General features: G+C 69.7%; 16 protein-coding genes. 3 read left to right on the top strand and 13 right to left on the bottom strand.

Annotated elements, in window-relative coordinates; all coding sequences use genetic code 11:
• Window positions 1-181 precede the first annotated feature (181 nt).
• Window positions 182-997 carry an ornithine carbamoyltransferase gene (locus tag AC3ANJ_RS03695; RefSeq protein ID WP_488318283.1) on the bottom strand — a complete coding sequence of 272 codons (816 nt, stop codon included), beginning with the start codon at window positions 995-997 and terminating at the stop codon, window positions 182-184.
• A 17-nt stretch (window positions 998-1,014) separates the two neighbouring features.
• The gene (locus AC3ANJ_RS03700; protein WP_488318284.1) at window positions 1,015-2,784 is read right to left on the bottom strand and encodes a D-apionate lactonase family protein; all 1,770 of its coding nucleotides are present in this window, start codon (window positions 2,782-2,784) and stop codon (window positions 1,015-1,017) included.
• A gap of 87 nt (window positions 2,785-2,871) precedes the next feature.
• On the opposite strand from AC3ANJ_RS03700, the gene AC3ANJ_RS03705 reads away from it, so the two are divergent.
• Entirely contained in the window at window positions 2,872-4,113 is a 1,242-nt protein-coding gene (locus AC3ANJ_RS03705) for a D-arabinono-1,4-lactone oxidase (protein ID WP_488318285.1), read from the top strand.
• 6 nt (window positions 4,114-4,119) lie between these two features.
• On the opposite strand, the gene AC3ANJ_RS03710 is transcribed toward AC3ANJ_RS03705, so the two are convergent.
• The 9 genes from AC3ANJ_RS03710 to AC3ANJ_RS03750 all read right to left on the bottom strand — a co-directional run bounded on the left by AC3ANJ_RS03710 (window position 4,120) and on the right by AC3ANJ_RS03750 (window position 12,922).
• On the bottom strand, window positions 4,120-5,172 hold the full coding sequence (locus AC3ANJ_RS03710; RefSeq protein ID WP_488318286.1) for a LacI family DNA-binding transcriptional regulator: 1,053 nt from the start codon (window positions 5,170-5,172) through the stop codon (window positions 4,120-4,122).
• Between the two features lie 60 nt (window positions 5,173-5,232).
• On the bottom strand, window positions 5,233-5,988 hold the full coding sequence (locus tag AC3ANJ_RS03715; protein WP_488318287.1) for an SDR family NAD(P)-dependent oxidoreductase: 756 nt from the start codon (window positions 5,986-5,988) through the stop codon (window positions 5,233-5,235).
• Between the two features lies 1 nt (window position 5,989).
• Window positions 5,990-6,844 (bottom strand): phosphogluconate dehydrogenase C-terminal domain-containing protein, encoded by an 855-nt coding sequence (locus AC3ANJ_RS03720; RefSeq protein ID WP_488318288.1) that lies wholly within the window; start codon window positions 6,842-6,844, stop codon window positions 5,990-5,992.
• Window positions 6,841-7,635, bottom strand: coding sequence for a sugar phosphate isomerase/epimerase family protein (locus tag AC3ANJ_RS03725; protein ID WP_488318289.1), 795 nt, complete (start codon window positions 7,633-7,635; stop codon window positions 6,841-6,843). The genes AC3ANJ_RS03720 and AC3ANJ_RS03725 overlap by 4 nt, the downstream gene beginning before the upstream one ends.
• Window positions 7,632-8,384, bottom strand: coding sequence for a triose-phosphate isomerase family protein (locus AC3ANJ_RS03730; RefSeq protein ID WP_488318290.1), 753 nt, complete (start codon window positions 8,382-8,384; stop codon window positions 7,632-7,634). The genes AC3ANJ_RS03725 and AC3ANJ_RS03730 overlap by 4 nt, the downstream gene beginning before the upstream one ends.
• The gene (locus tag AC3ANJ_RS03735) at window positions 8,384-8,854 is read right to left on the bottom strand and encodes a ribose-5-phosphate isomerase (RefSeq protein ID WP_406246784.1); all 471 of its coding nucleotides are present in this window, start codon (window positions 8,852-8,854) and stop codon (window positions 8,384-8,386) included. Before AC3ANJ_RS03735 ends, AC3ANJ_RS03730 begins: the two co-directional genes overlap by 1 nt.
• Window positions 8,851-10,584 carry a dihydroxyacetone kinase family protein gene (locus AC3ANJ_RS03740; RefSeq protein ID WP_488318291.1) on the bottom strand — a complete coding sequence of 578 codons (1,734 nt, stop codon included), beginning with the start codon at window positions 10,582-10,584 and terminating at the stop codon, window positions 8,851-8,853. The genes AC3ANJ_RS03735 and AC3ANJ_RS03740 overlap by 4 nt, the downstream gene beginning before the upstream one ends.
• Window positions 10,581-11,945: an MFS transporter gene (locus tag AC3ANJ_RS03745; protein ID WP_488318292.1), complete on the bottom strand. Its 1,365-nt coding sequence runs from the start codon at window positions 11,943-11,945 to the stop codon at window positions 10,581-10,583. Before AC3ANJ_RS03745 ends, AC3ANJ_RS03740 begins: the two co-directional genes overlap by 4 nt.
• Before the next feature lie 107 nt (window positions 11,946-12,052).
• Window positions 12,053-12,922: an SMP-30/gluconolactonase/LRE family protein gene (locus AC3ANJ_RS03750; protein ID WP_488318293.1), complete on the bottom strand. Its 870-nt coding sequence runs from the start codon at window positions 12,920-12,922 to the stop codon at window positions 12,053-12,055.
• A gap of 78 nt (window positions 12,923-13,000) precedes the next feature.
• Here AC3ANJ_RS03750 and AC3ANJ_RS03755 point away from each other — a divergent pair, with 78 nt between their 5' ends.
• Together AC3ANJ_RS03755 and AC3ANJ_RS03760 are read left to right on the top strand one after the other, a co-directional pair.
• Complete coding sequence (locus tag AC3ANJ_RS03755; protein ID WP_488318294.1) at window positions 13,001-13,738, top strand: FadR/GntR family transcriptional regulator; 738 nt, start codon at window positions 13,001-13,003, stop codon at window positions 13,736-13,738.
• Between the two features lie 15 nt (window positions 13,739-13,753).
• The gene (locus AC3ANJ_RS03760; RefSeq protein WP_488318295.1) at window positions 13,754-14,644 is read left to right on the top strand and encodes a nucleoside hydrolase; all 891 of its coding nucleotides are present in this window, start codon (window positions 13,754-13,756) and stop codon (window positions 14,642-14,644) included.
• A 155-nt stretch (window positions 14,645-14,799) separates the two neighbouring features.
• Here the strand turns inward: AC3ANJ_RS03760 and uxaC are convergent, their stop codons facing one another.
• Window positions 14,800-16,197: a glucuronate isomerase gene (uxaC, locus tag AC3ANJ_RS03765; protein ID WP_488318296.1), complete on the bottom strand. Its 1,398-nt coding sequence runs from the start codon at window positions 16,195-16,197 to the stop codon at window positions 14,800-14,802.
• Window positions 16,194-17,249 carry a LacI family DNA-binding transcriptional regulator gene (locus tag AC3ANJ_RS03770; RefSeq protein WP_488318297.1) on the bottom strand — a complete coding sequence of 352 codons (1,056 nt, stop codon included), beginning with the start codon at window positions 17,247-17,249 and terminating at the stop codon, window positions 16,194-16,196. Before AC3ANJ_RS03770 ends, uxaC begins: the two co-directional genes overlap by 4 nt.
• Window positions 17,250-17,302: the final 53 nt, after the last annotated feature.

The following is a 17,302-nucleotide window of genomic DNA, read 5'->3' on the forward strand; positions in this document are numbered from 1 at the left end:
ATTCCAGATCAGCGATCGTCCCGAGGCATGGACAATCGCTGATCGGTGATGAACGCGTTTGACTCGCCTCCGGCGCGCTCAACGATCGGGAGGGTTCCGATCAACGAGCGAGGACGGTTTCGCTTCTCAACCGGGGGACTGGCTCGAAGAGCGAGGGAAAGGGCGTCTCCCAGTCGAGCGATCAGGCTATGCAGTGCGCGAGGATCGCCTGCTGCACCGGGATCAACACGCTCTTGAATCCGTATCCGACGAAGGCACCGCTTTCCATCACGTCGACGCTGACTTCGCGCCCGCGCAGGAACGGCGGGCACGGCGCGAACCGCATACCGGCCGGTGCCTTCGCCAACAGGTCCGTCGTGATCCGATAGCCCGACAGAGCCTCGGCGTGCGCGCCCGGCCCGTCCGTGAGGATCACATCCGCGCGGGAGGCGGCGGCCTCGAGATCATCTGTCGCCGGCACATCCGTCATGCCCAGCCCCGCCGGGCAGCACTGCATGAAGTCGAGCGAGAGCACCTGCGCGGCCTCCCGCCAGGCGCGACCGATGTTGCCGTCCGCGCCGACGAACACGTAGCGCAGCGCCCGCACATCAGCGGAGAGCGACAGCGCGAACAGATCCGACAGAACCTCGCACGGGTGGTTCTCGTTCGTCATCGCGTTGATCACCGGCACAGCATCGGCGGCGGCGAGCCGCTCCAGCACCGAGATGTCCGGATGCCGGACCACGAGCGCATCCACGAACTGCGCAAGATATCCGGCGACGTCCGCGAACGCCTCCGGCTTGTCGAGCGCGTCCGGCGGGAACACGATCGGCTGCAGCCCCGCCAGAGCCGCTCCACGCTCGAACGATGCGCGCGTACGGATGCTGGACGGCGGGAAGAACATCGCCACAGCGCCGTCGTGACGCGGACCTTCGCCGGACCGGTAGCGCCGAGCCAGCGAGAACACCGTGTCGACGTCGGCTTCCGTCCAGTCGGTCAGGCGAATCAGGTGGCGCATCCGCTGAGCCTACGGCGTCACCCGACCCGCACCCATTCGCCGGCACCGACACCGACTTCGCCGACGCCCTCGATCAGAACACGCCGCTGCACACGGTCCACGTTCGCGACGAGCACGGTGGCATCGGCATCCGACTCCGAGCCGATCGCCCAGACCAGCCCGTCCGCGGTCATGCCCGAGAGCAGGGTTCCGCCGGCCAGGGACACGAGCGCGTCGACGGCATCCGCGGCGGCCCTCCGGCCGTCCGCCGAGACAAGGCCCCGCGGACCCCACGTCTCGAACCACGACACCGACGCGACGCCGGGAACAGCGAACGCGGCGGCGCTGGCGATCACCCAGGCGCCGAGTTCCGGCGCGACTTGACGTGCGTCGACCGCACCTGTGAACTCGGCGCCGTACCCCTCGGAAAGATCCGTCCGCGTCGGCGCAGGCTCGGGCGTCGTCGCCACGTTGTTGAACCGCGGCCGCAACGACACCGGACCGATGTGCACCGGCAGGCCGTCCGCGATCGTCACGGCCTGCTCGGCGATCAGCCGCTGCATCGCGAGCGCCTCCACGAGTTGCTCGGTGTCGAGCGTGTGGAACAAGGGAGTCATGTTCACGACGATCCCGTCCACGTCCCGCGCGATGCGCCCCTGCTCCCGGTTCAGCTCGGTGAAGTGCGAACGCGCGCCCGCCAGAACGGGCACGGACAGCCCGGATGCCGCCATCGCCGCGCGCAGCGCTCCGACGACGTGCGCGTCGCTCACATGCGCGACGGCGTCGAAGGCGGTCACCCGCCGTACGCCGGGGGTCTCGACGTACGGGGCCACCGCTCGGACCGCCTCCGACAGGATCCGTTCGTCCGTGGGCGATCCGTCGCTGCCGCCCGTCGGCCGATGCCCGTCGCCGGCGGCGTCGTGTCCGGCCCTGGGTGCCACCAGGCGCACGTCCAGCGCTACGCCGTCTGCTGCAGCACGTGCCAGGGCGGCACGCCAATTGGGCGTCGCAAGGTTCAGCTCGACGACGCGGAAGCTCCCGGCATCCGATACAGGCACGGGATCGGGGGCGGTCGAGGCCTCGACGCCCACCGACGGCACGTCCCCGCCGACGACCAGCGAAATGGCGTCGTCGGCGATCGACGGTGCACCGCTCCCGTCGAGCGCCCGGATCGTGATGGACTGCAGCACGCGCTCTCCGGCATCCAGAGGGTATGGATACGGCAGCTCCAACGGACGGCTGTACGTCTTGAACGACGCATCCGTCCAGTTCCGCTGGTCTTCCATCTCGAACACGTCGCCGGCGAACTCCAGCTCGAATTCATCGTCGACGCGCAGCGTGCGGATTCCGACGATCGGCTGATGGGGGCTGATCGCCTGCGGGAAGCGGACCTGCTCGGACGACCTGTCCGGATGCACGACCACCGCCGGTCGCCCCGCATCCGTCGCGGGGTGCAGCACGACGAGCCCTGTCCTGTTGGTGTCGAAGGCGTCCGAGTTCACGGCGTCCCACTCGATGCGCAGCGAGTCCGGCTGCGTCGTCACCGACAGCGTCGATTCCAGACGCGCGCCCAGGCCCTCGTGCCGCAGGCGCAACGTCAGAGAAGACGCACCGGAATCCAGCGAAAGCACCTGCGCCGGAACTGTCAGCCAACCGCGATCGCGCACCGCGGCGCGCACCGCTCGCAGCAGCATCCGTCCGCCGTATCGGATCTCGGCGAGCTCGTCACCGCGCACCTCGATGCTCCAGCCGCGCGCACTCCACGTCACAGCATTCGTCCGCCACCAGGACCTCGTCGTCGAAACCACGTCACAACCATAACCGGTTGACCAATTGCCCGATAGTCTCAGGCGAGGAAAGACGCGTCACACGAGAAACACCGAGGAAGGGCCGGCATGGCAGGCAATTGGGCGGGGACGTACGACTACCGGGCGCCGCGGCACATCGTGGTCGCCGATGAGGACGAACTGCGCGCCGCGCTGGCCGGTGACGGCCCTGTGCACGCCCTCGGCACGCGACACTCCTTCACGGATCTTCCCGACACGACCGGCACTCTCATCGAGATGGCCGGGTTCGACCGCCCGATCACGATCGACGAAGCCGCCCGCACGGTGCGCGTGACCGCCGGAACCCGCTACGGCGTGCTCGCCGCCCAACTGCACGAGGCCGGCTGGGCGCTGCACAACACCGGCTCGCTGCCGCACATCAGCGTCGGCGGCGCCACGTCGACCGGAACCCACGGCTCCGGCGACGGCAACGGCGTGCTCTCCAGCGCCGTCGCGGGGATCCGATTCCTGGATGCCGCGGGCGAGGCGCACGAGGTCAACCGCGGCGATACGGACTTCGACGCCCTCGTCGTCGGCGTCGGTGCCTTTGGCATCCTGACCGAGCTCACCCTCGACATCCAGCCGACCTACCTGGTGCGCCAGGACCTCTACGCCGGTGTCACCTGGGAAACGCTCCTCGGCGACATCGACGCCGTCACCTCCGCCGGCGACAGCGTCTCCGTCTTCACCCGCTGGGGCGAGGACCTCGGCTGGGTGTGGGTCAAGCGCCGGGCGATGGATGCCGCGGCGACCGCCCCCGAGGAACTGCTCGGTGGTCGGCTGTCCGCGACGCTCGAGCCTCTCGGGCTCGGCGACAACGTCACGGTGATCGGCGCGGCAGGTCCCTGGTACGAGCGTCTGCCGCACTTCCGGGCGGATGCCGAGCCATCCCGCGGCGACGAGATCCAGACCGAGTACTTCATCGACCGTGCCGATGCCGCAGCCGCGCTGCACGCCGTCCGCGAGGTCGTCGGACCCTATACCGAGCACCTGATCTGGACGGAGCTGCGCACCGCGGCGTCCGACGACCTGTGGCTCAGCGGTGCGTACCAGCGCGACGCCTTCATCATCCACTTCACCTGGGAGAACCACCCGGACGAGGTCACCGAGGCGCTGACGCTTATCGAGCCGGCGCTCGCGCCGTTCCACGCGCGTCCGCACTGGGGCAAGCGGCACCTGATGGAACGCGCTCAGATCGAGCGGGTCGTCCCGCGTCTCGCCGACGCCCGTGCCGTGTTCGAGCGCCTCGACCCGACCGGCCGATTCGTCAACGAGCACCTCGTGCGCGTGGGGCTGCGCGAAGCGCGCTGATCCGCGTCAGCCGCCGAGCGTGCTCTGCCGCGGCGTGAGCGGCACGGGCAGCACGACCCGTTCGTGCACGTGGTCGGGCTCGGCCTCGGCGTTCAGGAGCCGGATCGCTTCGGCACCCATCGCCTGCCCCGGCAGCTCGATCGACGTCAGGGTGATCCAGTCGAGCCCGTTGTCGTGGTGGTCGCCGTCGAGGCCCAGCACCGCGACATCGTCGGGAACTCTCAGTTCCGCGCGTCCGCGCAGGTGATTCAGCACACCCGCGGCGAGATCGTCCGACAGGCCGAGGATGGCCGCCCGCTCCTGGCCTGCGTGCAGCGGGAGGGAGGCTGCCGCGGCTGCGCCGGCCGCCGAATCCAGGCCGCTCGAGGTGACGTCGATCAGCTCGACGCCGCACGCAGCCGCCCCCGCGTGGGCTCCGCGCCGACGCTCGATGACGGGCTGGACGAGATCAGGGATCGAGACGAAGTACGCACGACGGATGCCGAGGTCCGCGACATGCTCGACGGCGGAGCGGCCGACCTGCTCGTTGTCCATGAGGACGGTGCACCAGTCGGCATCCGGAACGTCGTAGTTGATCACGACGATCGGGCGCACGTGACTGCGGATGCGCGCGATCCCCGCCGTGGGGTCGCGCATGGACGCGACCAGCACGCCGTCGGTCCGCGCTTCGGCGAAGTACTCGAGATACGAGTCCTGCAGGTCATGCTGGGCATAGCCGGCGGCGAGGTCGTGTGCGTTGAACAGGCTGTTGGCCATCACGAGGCGCTGTCCCTGCGCGGATGCCGTCGCCTGCGCCCCACGCGCGATCCGCACGAACAGCTCGTTGACGAGGTCGGGCGTGATCAGCCCCAGGCTGTCCGAACGGTTGCGGATCAGCGTGCGGCCGGCCGAGCTGCGGATGTAGCCGATCCGCTCGATCGCGGCCTGCACGCGCTGCAGAGTGTCCTCGGCCAGGCGCTCCGGATTGTTCAGCGCGTTCGAGACCGTCCCGACCGAGACGCCCGCCTCGCGCGCGACGGCGTTGATGTTCGGGTGGACCCGCCGGGTCGTCTTCGACACCTGCACCCCCTCGGCGGCATACGTTTTCACGCCATCGTACGGGAGTGCAGGTGCCTCAGATCACAGCGACGTCATGCCGCCGTCGACCTGGAATACCGCGCCCGTCGCGAAGGCGCCGTCGTCGCTGGCGAGGTACACCATGATGCCGGCGACGTCGTCCGGCGTGCCTGCGCGTCCGATCGGGATGCGGCTGACGATCGCGGCCCGCGACTCCGGGTCCTCGCTGATCGCCGCGACCAGGGGTGTCTCGGTGTAGGCGGGCTGGACGGTGTTCACCCGGATGCCGCGGTCGGCGTACGCCGCCGCGACCGTGCGCCCGAGACCGTGGATGCCGGCTTTCGTCGCGCTGTACGCGGTGAAGTCCTTGCCCTCTCCGTTCACACCGGTCGGGCTGCCCGTCAGGATGATCGACCCGCCGCCGCGCGGCAGCATCGAGCGGACCGCGTGCTTGACGGTCAGGAACGTCCCGGTCAGATTGATGTCGACCGTCTTGCGCCACACATCGAGGTCCAGGTCGGCGGCCGGAGCATCCTGTCCGAAGAGCTGCACACCGGCATTCGCGACGACGACGTCCGGAGCCCAGCCGTCGGCCTCGACCGCCGCGAAGCCGGCCGCGACGGCATCCTCATCCGAGATGTCCATCGTCACGGCGCGCGCGTTCGACCCCAGCGCCGACGCGGCCGCGGTCGCACCGTCGCCGTTGCGATCCGCGAGGATCACGCGCGCGCCCTCACGGACGAAACGCGTGGCGACGGCCAGGCCGATCCCCAGCGCCGCGCCTGTGACCAGGGCCGTCTTGCCCTCGAGCTGTCCCATGTCAGCGCTCGATGTGGTCGAGGTGCAGCATGCGGGCGAGGTTCTTGTCGAGCTCGTCATCGCGGAAGATCTTCTTCCAGTCATCCTTGATGATGCTCTCGCGGCCGTAGTCCATCGCGATCAGGCAGGCGTCGGAGAACGGGTTGTCGCCGCGCAGGCCGTTGGCCAGAGCCACCTGCGTGTGCCCGTACAGGATGCTGCGGGCGGCAGCCTCCGGGACGCCCATCGTGTTCACGGTCTCCTGAAGAGCCTCATTGAGAAGGTCGCCGATCATGCAGGCGACCGTCTCGACGAGGGTCGGCTCGAGCTGGGCGAGCTGCTTGATCGTGACCCAGTGCACGTCGATCACCGGCGCGTAGATGGCGCGGACGGTCTCCTCGACGATCGCCTTCTTCGCCGGGTCGTCGCTCTCGACCGCAGCGATGGCGTCCTGCGGGGCGGCGATGCCGCCGAACGTGTCCGCCCACTGCTCCGGGGTCTCGCGCTGCAGGAAGATGGACGGGTGGCACGGGTGCGCGACGGCCTGGATGACGTCCTCGCGCGTGGTCAGCAGACCCGCGTAGGCGGCAGCGGGGTCGAGCGTCAGCACGATCGCGCCAGGCCGAAGCTGCGGGACCAGGTCGGCCGTGACGGGGCCGAGCGCCAGGTCCGGGACGGCGAGGACGACGATGTCGGCGTCGGCGACCGCGACGGACGCCTCGGTCAGCTCGCGCCCGGCCTCGATCGTGCGCTGCTGTCCGGCCGGCGAGTTCTCGACGTACCAGACGGTGTGATCGGTCTTCACGAGGTTGTTGGACACGCGCATGCCCATCTTCCCGCCCGCTCCGATGACGGCGATCTTGTAGGTGTCGGTCATGATGTGCTCCTCAGGTGTTCCAGGGTGGTGCGGGTCCATTCCCGCTCGGTTCGGATGGTGGTCTCCGGGTCGTCCTGCCACGGCAGCCAGTGCTCGACGATCTCGTTGATGCCTCGCTCGCGCGGCCGCACGGTCTCGAGCAGATGGGCGTAATCGTGCAGCCCTGCGCCCATCGCGGCACCGGAGTACGTGAACCCGACCCAGCCGGGCTGCCGCGCGAAAGCGAAGTCCTTGACGTGCACGTTCTTCACGAGCGCTGCGGTCTGCTCGACGCACGCCTTCGGGTTCTCCAGTTGCGCGACGACGTTCGCCGGGTCGAGGCAGATGCCCAGATGCGCGCTGCCGACGCGCTCGATGACACCCACGAGGTCGGCGGTCGGCACCTGCTCGTACGTCTCCAGCGCGAGCGTCACCCCTGCGGCTTCGAAGTCGCGGATGCTGCTGCGCAACCACACCTGGGCCTCGGCGAGACTCGGCCGGGAGTCTGGTCCGTAGATCATGCTGCGGACCAGCTGCGCATCGAAGACGTCCGCGATCCGGAGGAAGCGCGTCAGATGCTCGGGGACGATCCCCTTGGTGCCCAGTTCGATCCGGATGCCGAGCTCGTGGGCCGCGCGGGCGGCGCCCTGCAGCTCGGCGTCGGACATGTGCTCCAGCGGGGCGTAGTCGCAGATCTGGAACAGGTCGACGTCCTGCGCGCGGGTGTCCTCGAGCGCGCCGATGAGGCTGAGCGGCTGCTCGACGCGGTCGGAGTGCTGCCAGAAGTAGGCGTAGGTGCCGAGGCCGATCATCGCGCGCTCACCGCCTCGTCGAGCACGCTCATCAGCGCATCGGGATCATGCGCGAAGCGTCCGAGGAACACACCGTCGACCGCATCGCCGAGTGCGGTCAGGAGGCCGGGGCCCGCCGCGCCGCCGTAGATCACCGTGGACCCGGCGCGGGCCAGATCCGCGTCGAGCGCGGCCCGGAGAGCTGCGGCGACGACGCGGATGTGATCGTGACCGGCGGGCTCCGGTGCGCCGATCGCCCAGACCGGTTCGTACGCGACGATCACGGCGCCCGCCGGTGCGCCGGCGAGGGACGCCGCGAGCTGCCGGGCTGCGACCACCGAGGCATCCTGCGGGTCCTGCTGCTCGGACTCGCCGATGCAGAGCAGCGGAGTGAGCCCGGCATCCAGAGCCTGCCGCGTCTTGGCGGCGACGACCTGGTCGGTCTCGCCGAACAGTCGCCGACGCTCGGCATGGCCGATCTCGGCGATGCTCGCGCCGACCTCGGCCAGCTCGGATGCCGATACCTCGCCCGTGAAGGCTCCGGATGCTTCGGCTGCCACGTCCTGCCCGCCGATGCGCGCCGGAGTGCCGGCGAACGCGTCGACGGCAGGACCGATCTGCAGGAACGTCGGGGTGATGAAGAACTCGACGGCGCCCGACGCGACGCCCTCGTGTCCGCGGACGCGCTCGGCCACCTGGTCGAACCAGGTGCGCGCGCTTTCCTGCCCGAAGTACATCTTCAGGCTCACCCCGACGACCTTCTTCGACATCAGCAGCTTCCGGTGGTCTCGTACTCGTCGATGACGGCGACCTTCTCGGCGGACGCGCTGGTCTCATCGAAGCGGTAGGTGAGCCACTCGCGCACGTTGCGGCGCGCGAGCTCGATCCCGACGACGCGCTGGCCCATGCAGAGCACCTGTGCGTTGTTCGACAGCACGCCGCGCTCGACCGAGAAGGAGTCGTGCGCCGTGACAGCACGGATGCCGGCGACCTTGTTCGCCGCGATCGCGACGCCGAGGCCGGTGCCGCAGATCAGCAGGGCGCGGTCGGCCTCGCCTCGGGCGACGCGCTCGGCGGCCTCGATCGCGACGCGCGGGTACGCGGTGTGCCCATCGGCATCCACGCCCACGTCGACGACCGACGCGACGCCGGGGTTGCTCTCGAGGTCCTTCTTCAGGATCTCCTTGTAGTCGAAGCCGGCGTCGTCGCAGCCGATGACGATACGGAGCGGTTCGGTCATGATGCGGTGTCCTTTCCTGCGGCGAGCGTTTCGCCGATGGCGGTGGCGATCAGCGCGAGCGAGACCGCGCCGGGGTCCGGGGTGCCGATGGCGTGCTCGCCGTGGCTGCGCGCTCGCCCCATGCGGGGGAGCAGATCAGCCGTGGCCACGGCGGCGCGCGTCGCGGCGTCCGCCGCGGTCGTCCACGCGTTCGTCAGAGAGCCGCCGCCGTCGACGGTCGTGGTCAGTTCGCTCGAGAACGGCACGAGGGCGTCGACCATGGTCTTGTCGCCGACCTCGGCCTTGCCGTGGTTCTGCACGCCCCGCGCGCCGTCGGCGATGCCGGATGCCACGGCCTGCGCGTCCGGTCGTCCGGCGTCGCCCAGGCGAGCGGCGACCGCGTTGAGGATCACACCCCACAGCACGCCGGAGGTTCCGCCGGCCTTGTCGGACCAGGCGTCGGCGGCACGGGCGAGCGTCGTCCTGGCGCCTGCACCGGCCTCGACCGCGTGGATGCCGGCGGCGAGAGCGGCATGCGACCCTCGCCGCATGCCGATGCCGTGGTCGCCGTCGCCGGCGATCGCGTCGATCCGACCCAGTTCATCGGCGTGCTCGTCGATCGTGTCGACGATCGTCTGCAGGGCGGCGCGCACGACCTGCGCGACCTCCTGCGACTCGGCGTCCCCGGGAACGATGACGTCCTCGATCGGCGCGACGTCGACCTCGTCGGACCGGGCTGCGGCGACGACGGATCCGCGGCGGTACGCCGGGGCGTCGACCGGCGTGTCCCAGAGCTGCTCGAGCTCGTCGTCCAGCCAGAACAGCGTGAGCGACGTGCCCGCCATGTCGAACGACGTGCAGTACTCGCCGACGTGCGGGTCGACGATCTCGATCCCGGCATCGGCGAGCAGCTGTGCGATACGCCGGTAGACGACGAACATCTCCTCGTACTTGAGCGAGCCGAGACCGTTGAGGATCGGGACGACCCGAGCGCCCGCGACCTCGATGCCGTCGGGGACCTCGGCGAGAAGCCGTTCGACCAGCAGCGCGGCCAGTTCGTCCGCCGTCGGGATGCCGGTCTCGTCGATCCCCTGCTCGCCGTGGATGCCGAGACCCACCGCCATGCGTCCGGCCGGCACCGTGAACAGGGGTTCCGGTGCGCCGGGCAGCGTGCAGCCGGTGAATGCGACGCCGAACGACCGGGTGCGCTCGTTGGCCTTCGCGGCGATCGCGGTCACGGCGGCGAGGTCGTCGCCGCGCTCTGCGGCCGCCGCGGCGGAGCGGAAGACGGTCAGGTCGCCGGCGATGCCGCGGCGCTTGTGCTTCTCGGCGACGGACGCGCTCGAGATGTCGTCGGTCACTGCGACCGTCGACGCCTCGATGCCCTCCGCGCGCAGGCGCTCCTGCGCCGAATCGAAGTTCAGCACGTCTCCGGCGTAGTTGCCGTAGGAGAAGAACACGCCGGCACCCCGGTCGGCGGTCTTCGCGACCGCGTGGATCTGCTGCGCCGACGGCGAGGCGAACAGGTTGCCCATCGCCGCGCCGTGCGCGAGTCCCTGGCCGACCATGCCGCCGAAGGCGGGGTAGTGGCCGGAGCCGCCGCCGATCACGACGGCGACTTGCCCGTCCGGGACGACGGTCGAGCGGACCACGCCGCCGGTCACGCGCCGCACGGAGCGGGCGTTCGCGGCGACGAAGCCGTCGATCATCTCGTCGGCGAAGTCCGACGGATCGTTCCAGAGACGGGTCATCGGGTGGTCTCCTGCGCGGTGGACGCGGCATCCGCTGCACTGCCGGTGCGGATGCGGCCGCTGCGGGCGAGCACGATCATGAGGATCGCCGAGACGAGCATGAATCCGCCGACGATGAACATCGGGACCTCGTATCCGCCCGTCCAGTCGTGCACGGCGCCCGTGATGTACGGGGCGCTGAAGCCGGCGAGGTTTCCGATCGTGTTGATGAGCGCGACCCCGGCCGCGGCGGCCACACCCGTGAGGAACTGCGTCGGCAGCGTCCAGAAGTTCGGCAGGGCGGCGAAGATCGCGCACGCCGTGATCGTGATGACGGCCATCGTTGCGACGGGGGAGCCGGCGAACAGCGCGAGCGGGATCGAGACGGCTCCGGCGATCGCGGGGGCGGCGATGTGCCACGTCTTCAGCCCGCGCTTGCCGGCGTCACGCGACCAGAAGTACATCACGATCGCGGCCGGCAGGTACGGGACCGCCGTGATCAGACCCTTCTGGAACACGTCGTAGGTTACGCCGGACTGCTCCTGGAAGCCCTCGATGATGGTCGGCAGGAAGAACGCCAGCGCGTAGAGGCCGTAGATGAAGCCGAAGTAGATGAACGACAGCATCCAGACCCGGCCGCTGCCGAAGGCGAAGCGGGCGGAGACGTGCTTCTCGGTGGCCTCGGTCTTCTTGCGCTCGGACTCGAGAGCATCCGTCAGCCAGACCTGCTCGGCGGAGGTGAGCCACTTCGCGTCGGCCGGCTTGTCCTTGAGGTAGAACCAGGCGATGATGCCGACCACGATGGCGGGGATGGCGACGCCCATGAACATGAAGCGCCAGCCCTCGAGGCCGAAGAAGATCCCGTGCTGCTGGATGAGGGCACCGGCCAGCGGGGCGCCGATCACGGTGGTCAGCGGCTGTGCCAGGTAGAAGAGCATGAGGATGCGACCGCGGTACTGCGCGGGCACCCAGAGGCTGAGGAACAGGATCGCGCCGGGGAAGAATCCGGCCTCGGCGACACCGAGCAGGAAGCGCAGCACGACGAGCTGCTCGAAGTTCTGCACCCACGTGAACAGCAGCGCGACGATGCCCCAGCTCACCATGATGCGGGCGAGCCAGCGTCGGGCGCCGAACTTGTGCAGGGCGATGTTCGAGGGCACCTCGAGGATGATGTAGCCGATGAAGAAGACGCCGGAGGCGAAGCCGAACTGGGCGGCGCTGAGCGCGAGGTCTTCGTTCATGCCGTTGGGTGCGGCGAATCCGATGGCGGTGCGGTCGAGGTAGTTGATGAAGAACATCAATGCCACGAACGGCACGAGCCGCACGGAGACCTTCCGGATGGCAGATTTCGCGACCGAACTCTCGGTCTGGGTGTTGTCCACGATGACTCCTGGAATCGACGGTGATGCGCGTGTGCTGCTCGAGCCATTTTGGCAAACCGGTTGACCAATTGCAAGCCGTCTTCGGAATTCGACCGGCCGGAGGGCGCTCAGCCGCGGGTGCGCGTGGCGATCCGGTACAGGCTCGTCGTCGCGGTGATGTAGAGATCGGTCCCGTCCTCGCCGCCGAAGCAGAGGTTCGCGACGGTCTCCGGCACGGGGATCCGTCCGAGCTGGGCACCGTCCGGGGCGAACACGATCACGCCGGTTCCGCTGGACGACCACAGCCTGTCGTGCTCATCCACACGGATGCCGTCGGGGTGGCCGTCTTCGGCATCCAGCACGGCGAACAGGCGCCCGTTCTTGCAGCGCGTGCCGTCCTGCACGTCGTACGCGCGGATGTCGCGGAGATCGGAGGAGTCCGCGACGAACAGCGTCGTGCCGTCGCGGGAGAACGCGAGTCCGTTCGGCTGCTCGACGTCGGTGATGACTGCGCTCGTGCGCCCGGTCGCCGGATCGTGACGGAACACGAAGTGGTCGCCGTACTCGCGGACGCCGGGGTGCCCCTCGCGCGGTTGCGTGATGCCGTACGCGGGATCCGTGAACCAGATCGCGCCGACCGCGTCGACGACGACATCGTTGGGGGAGTTCAGGCGCACGCCGCTCCACGCGTCGACGATGCTCTCGACCGCGCCGTCCCTGTCGCGCTCGACACGGCGGCGCCCGTGCGAGCACTGCACGACGCTGCCGTCACGGTCGAGCGCCCGGCCGTTCGTGAACTCGACGCCGTGCGCGTACACCGTCGTCTCGCCTGTCGCGGGGTCGTACTCGCGGATGCAGTCGTTCGGGATGTCGCTCCAGCGCAGCCGAGACCGGTCGGGGATCCACAAGGGGCCCTCGGCCCAGATCGACCCGGTGTGCACGCGTTCGAGTGCGGCATCCGGGGCGAGGATGCCGGCATCCACGAGTGGGGTCGTCATCGATGTTCTCCTCCGTTGCGCACATAACCGGTTGACCAAATGATGCCGAATCGCGCGCCTGCCCGGTAGGTTACTGCCATGCCCGCCTTTCCCGGAGACCCCGTCGACGACATCGCCGCAGCACTCGGCGCTCTTCCGTCCGGGACGCCGGTATCCGAGGTCGCCCGCCGTCTGCTCGATCTGTTCACCGGCGGATCGATCGCGTCGGGGACGCGCCTGCCCCCGGAGCGGCAGCTCGCGACGACGCTCGGGGTCGGGCGCTCTGCCGTGCGCGAGGCGCTCGCCGCTCTCGAGATCCTCGGCATCGTCGACGTGCGGCCGGGCTCCGGCACATACCTGCGCGGCGCGGCCAGCGAGCTGCTGCCGCAGACCCTCCGCTGGGGCCTGCTGATCGGTGAGCGCAACACGGCGCAGCTGCTCGAGCTCCGCGAAGGACTGGAGATCTTCGTCGCCCGTCTGGCGGCCGCCAGGGCGGATGCCGCGATCCTCGCCCGCCTCGAGAAGGACGTCGCGCGGATGCACGCCACGATCGATGACCTCTCGGCGTTCGCGAAAGCCGACCTGGACTTCCACCACGCGCTCGCCGAGGCAGCGGGGAACGCGACGCTCACCGACCATCTGCATGTGATCCGCTCGCTGCTGCAGGTGTATGCCGACCGCGCGGTGCACGACCGCGCGCACGCCGAGCGCGCGACGGCCGAGCACGAGGCCGTTCTTGCCGGCGTGAAGGCCGGAGACGGGGATGCCGCGGCATCCGCCATGGCGGTCCACATGGCCACCGCGACCGCACGCCTGCTCGCCGAACGAGCCGGTTGAACCGAGAGAGACGAATTGATCAACGACGATCGCCGAACCCGCCGCGTCATCATCGACTCCGACGTGAAGAACGAGGCGGACGACCAGTTCGCGCTCGTGCACGCGCTGCTGTCGCCGACACTCGACATCCGCGGCATCATCCCTGCGCATTTCGGGACGCATCGCACGACCGAATCGCTCGCGGAGTCGCGTGAGGAGCTCGACCTGCTGCTGCGCCTGCTCGACCTCGGCCGTGAGGTGCCGACCGCCGACGGCGCGCCGCACGCCCTGCCGGATGAGCGCACGCCCGTCGACAGCCCCGGCGCGCGGCTCATCATCGAGGAGGCGCGGCGCACCGATGCCGGGCCGCTGTACATCGCGTTCCTCGGACCGCTGACGGACATGGCCTCGGCGCTGCTGCTCGCCCCCGACATCGCCGAGACGGACACCACGGTGATCTGGATCGGCGGGCCGCCGTACGGCGGCATCGTCTCGACCGGGTCGTGGCCGGAGTTCAACCTCCGCAACGACATCGCCTCGGCGAACGTCGTGCTCGACTCCGCCATCAGCGTCTGGCAGGTGCCGTCGAACATCTACCGCCAGGTCAACGTCTCCTACGCGGAGCTCGAGGCGCGGGTCGAGCCGCACGGCGAGCTCGGGCGCTACCTCGCGCAGCAGGTCGTCGACTTCAACAGCGTGCACCACCGCACGGCCATCGAGTCGCGCTCACTCGGCGATTCTCCGGCGATCGCGCTCATGCTCGAACCCGGTTGCGCCGCGATGCGTCGTCATCGGCGTGTGCGGTTCACCGCCGACGGGCACTACAAGCTGGCCGATCTGACGCGCGAGGTCTTCGTCGTCGAGAGCATCGACGTGCGGTTCCTCCTGGAGGACATGTTCGCGAAGATCGCCCGCCACGCGCGCTGACAGTTCAGGCATGTCCGGGTTCGCGCGGGGGCGGCCGCGGCGGACCCGCATCAACCAAGACATCCTCGGACCACATGTCCGACTTGCGGAGGGTCGCTGTGCTGACGACCCGCATGAACCCGGACATCGACGAGGGCGGCCAGACGTGCCGACGGTCAGAGCCGGAAGACGTTCCGGGGGATGCCGTCGACGAGGTCGCGCGCGATCGTGTGAGCCTCTTCCTCAGCGAGTCGGCCGGTGACGACGAGGGTCGCCAGCCACCCGGCATCCATGCGGCGCGAGACGTCGTGCCGAGCCGGGATCGACAGGTAGGCGCGCGTGTCGTCGATGAACCCGCTGGTCTTGTAGAAGCCGGCCGAGTCGGTGACGCCCTCGCGGAACCGACGGATGCCGTCTGGGCTGTCCAGGAACCACCAGGGCGCCCCGGCGAAGACCGAAGGGTAGAACCCCGCGAGCGGCGCGATCTCGCGGGTGAACGAGGTCTCATCGACCGTGAACAGCACCATCCGGAACGTGTCGTTCGTGCCGAAGTCGCCCAATAGCTCGCGCAGCGGCTCGGTATAGCGCGTGAACAACGGCAGATCGTGGCCGGTGTCCGCGCCGTAGCGCTCGGCCGTCGGCCGGTGATGGCCGCGGAGCACGCCGGGGTGCAGCTGCATCACCAGACCATCCTCGCTCGACATCCGTGCCATCTCCCACAGCATGTGGCGGCGATACGCCGTCGCATCCTCGGCGGTCGCCGCACCGGCGAGACCTGCGCCATGGATGCGCTCCAGCTCCGCCGCGGGAAGACGGGTGGCCCAGGCATCCACGACTCCCGTGTCGGTCGCCGTCGCCCCCAGCGAGCGGAAGTGCGCACGTCGGTCCTCGAGCGCCGCGATCAGACCCGATGCCGTGCCGGTGTCCATGCCGCTGGTGGCATGGAGCTGCTGCAGTGCACCGCGCCAGCCCGCCGACGAAGGGTCGAAGTACCGATCGGGGCGGAACGTCGGCAGCACCCGTCCGATGAACGCGGGGTCATCGCGCAACGCGGCGTGGGCGTCGAGCGTGTCGGCGGGGTCATCGGTCGTGGCAAGCACCTCGATCCCGAACCGGTCGAACAGTGCGCGGGGGCGGGATCCGGCATCCCCGATCCATGCCGAGATCTGATCGAATTGAGCGTCCGCATTCGCGGCCGACGGATGCTCGTCCAGCCCGATCACGGAATGCAGCGTGTCCTCGAACCAGGCCCGCACCGGCGTGCCGGCGAACACGTGCCAGTGCGCCGCGAAGCGGCGCCAGATCTCCCGCGGGTCGACGGGGGCGGCGCCCCGTCCGAGGTCGTCGAGTCCGATGCCGTGCGCATGCAGGAGCCGCAGCACATAGTGGTCGGGGACGATGAGGAGGTCCGCCGGGTCGGTGAACGCCAGGTTGTCGCGCAGCAGTGACGCCTCGACATGCCCGTGCGGCGACAGGATCGGCGCCGCGCGCACGATCTCGTACAGCGTGCGGGCGATCGCCCTCGTCGACGGGTCCGCCGGCAGGAGCCGATCGGGGGAGGGGTCCAGTCTCACGGGGCATCCATTTCGTCGGCGGGCTCAGGTGCAGGACCGCTGCTCTCGCGCGTCCGCAGGTAGGTGGGCAGGACTGTCCGCAAGCGCGGAGTGCCGTTCTGCGACAGGCGGCTCAGCAGCATCGTCACGGCGACCCGGCCGGCCTCCTCGATGGGGGCCGAGACGGTCGTCAGCGGCGGATGGCAGAAGTCCGATCCGAAGATGTCGTCGGTGCCGACGATCGACAGGTCGTCGGGGACGCGGATGCCGCGCTGCGCCAGACGCTTCAGCATCCCGATCGCGAGCAGATCGTTGAACACGATGCACGCGGTCACGTCACGGGACGCGACGCTGTCGGCGGCAGTCGCGCCGGCGGCCGCGTGCGGAGCCCAAGGACCGAGGAACGTCAGGTCGACCTCGAGCTCTGCCGCGGCATCCTGCAGCGCCTCCCAGCGTCGGGCGCTCGACCAGGAGCCGGCGGGGCCGGCCACGTACGCGATCCGCCTATGACCGAGCGAGTGCAGGTGCGTCAGGGCCTGGCGGACGCCGGTCGGGGTGTCGATGAGCACGCTGGGCACGTCGGGGAGGTCGCGGTTGACGGTGACGAGCGGCTGGCGGGCGGCGGCGACGACGAGCTGGGATTCGTCGAGACGGGATGCCGCGAGGATCACCCCGTCTGCGGACTTGCGCATGATCTCGAGCGTGTCGGCCTCGACCTCCTGGGACTCCTCGGTGTCGACGAGCAGCTGGGTGTAGCCGGCGGCGCGCAGTTGGCGCTGCGAGCCGCGGATCAGATCGAAGTAGAACGGGTTGGCGATGTCGGGCACCAGCAGAGCGACGGTTCCGGTTCGTCCGGATGCCAGCGATCGCGCCTGCGAACTCGGCACGTATGCGAGCTCGGCCGCGGCCCGCTCGATCCGTTGCCGGGTGACCGCGTTCACCCGCGTCGGATTGCTGAGCGCGCGCGAAACAGTGGAGGCGGCGACGCCGGCGAGGCGTGCGACGTCGGTGATCGTCGCGGCGCGACCGGGCGGATCCCCGCCGTCGATGGCGGCCTCGTCGGTGTCGGTCATGCGGCGAGCATATCTATTCAGAAGGCTTGTGGCAAAGAGGCGGCAAACGCTTG

This window comes from Microbacterium sp. STRO-1N, from assembly GCF_057748015.1.

Bases quoted from the DNA above. Each gene is read 5' to 3' on its own strand.
- AC3ANJ_RS03770 (WP_488318297.1), bottom strand. From the start codon at position 17,249: ATGACCGACACCGACGAGGCCGCCATCGACGGCGGGGATCCGCCCGGT.
- AC3ANJ_RS03720 (WP_488318288.1), bottom strand. From the start codon at position 6,844: ATGACCGACACCTACAAGATCGCCGTCATCGGAGCGGGCGGGAAGATG.
- AC3ANJ_RS03735 (WP_406246784.1), bottom strand. From the start codon at position 8,854: ATGACCGAACCGCTCCGTATCGTCATCGGCTGCGACGACGCCGGCTTC.
- AC3ANJ_RS03730 (WP_488318290.1), bottom strand. From the start codon at position 8,384: ATGTCGAAGAAGGTCGTCGGGGTGAGCCTGAAGATGTACTTCGGGCAG.
- AC3ANJ_RS03715 (WP_488318287.1), bottom strand. From the start codon at position 5,988: ATGGGACAGCTCGAGGGCAAGACGGCCCTGGTCACAGGCGCGGCGCTG.
- AC3ANJ_RS03695 (WP_488318283.1), bottom strand. From the start codon at position 997: ATGCGCCACCTGATTCGCCTGACCGACTGGACGGAAGCCGACGTCGAC.
- AC3ANJ_RS03725 (WP_488318289.1), bottom strand. From the start codon at position 7,635: ATGATCGGCCTCGGCACCTACGCCTACTTCTGGCAGCACTCCGACCGC.
- AC3ANJ_RS03705 (WP_488318285.1), top strand. From the start codon at position 2,872: ATGGCAGGCAATTGGGCGGGGACGTACGACTACCGGGCGCCGCGGCAC.
- AC3ANJ_RS03750 (WP_488318293.1), bottom strand. From the start codon at position 12,922: ATGACGACCCCACTCGTGGATGCCGGCATCCTCGCCCCGGATGCCGCA.
- AC3ANJ_RS03740 (WP_488318291.1), bottom strand. From the start codon at position 10,584: ATGACCCGTCTCTGGAACGATCCGTCGGACTTCGCCGACGAGATGATC.
- AC3ANJ_RS03755 (WP_488318294.1), top strand. From the start codon at position 13,001: ATGCCCGCCTTTCCCGGAGACCCCGTCGACGACATCGCCGCAGCACTC.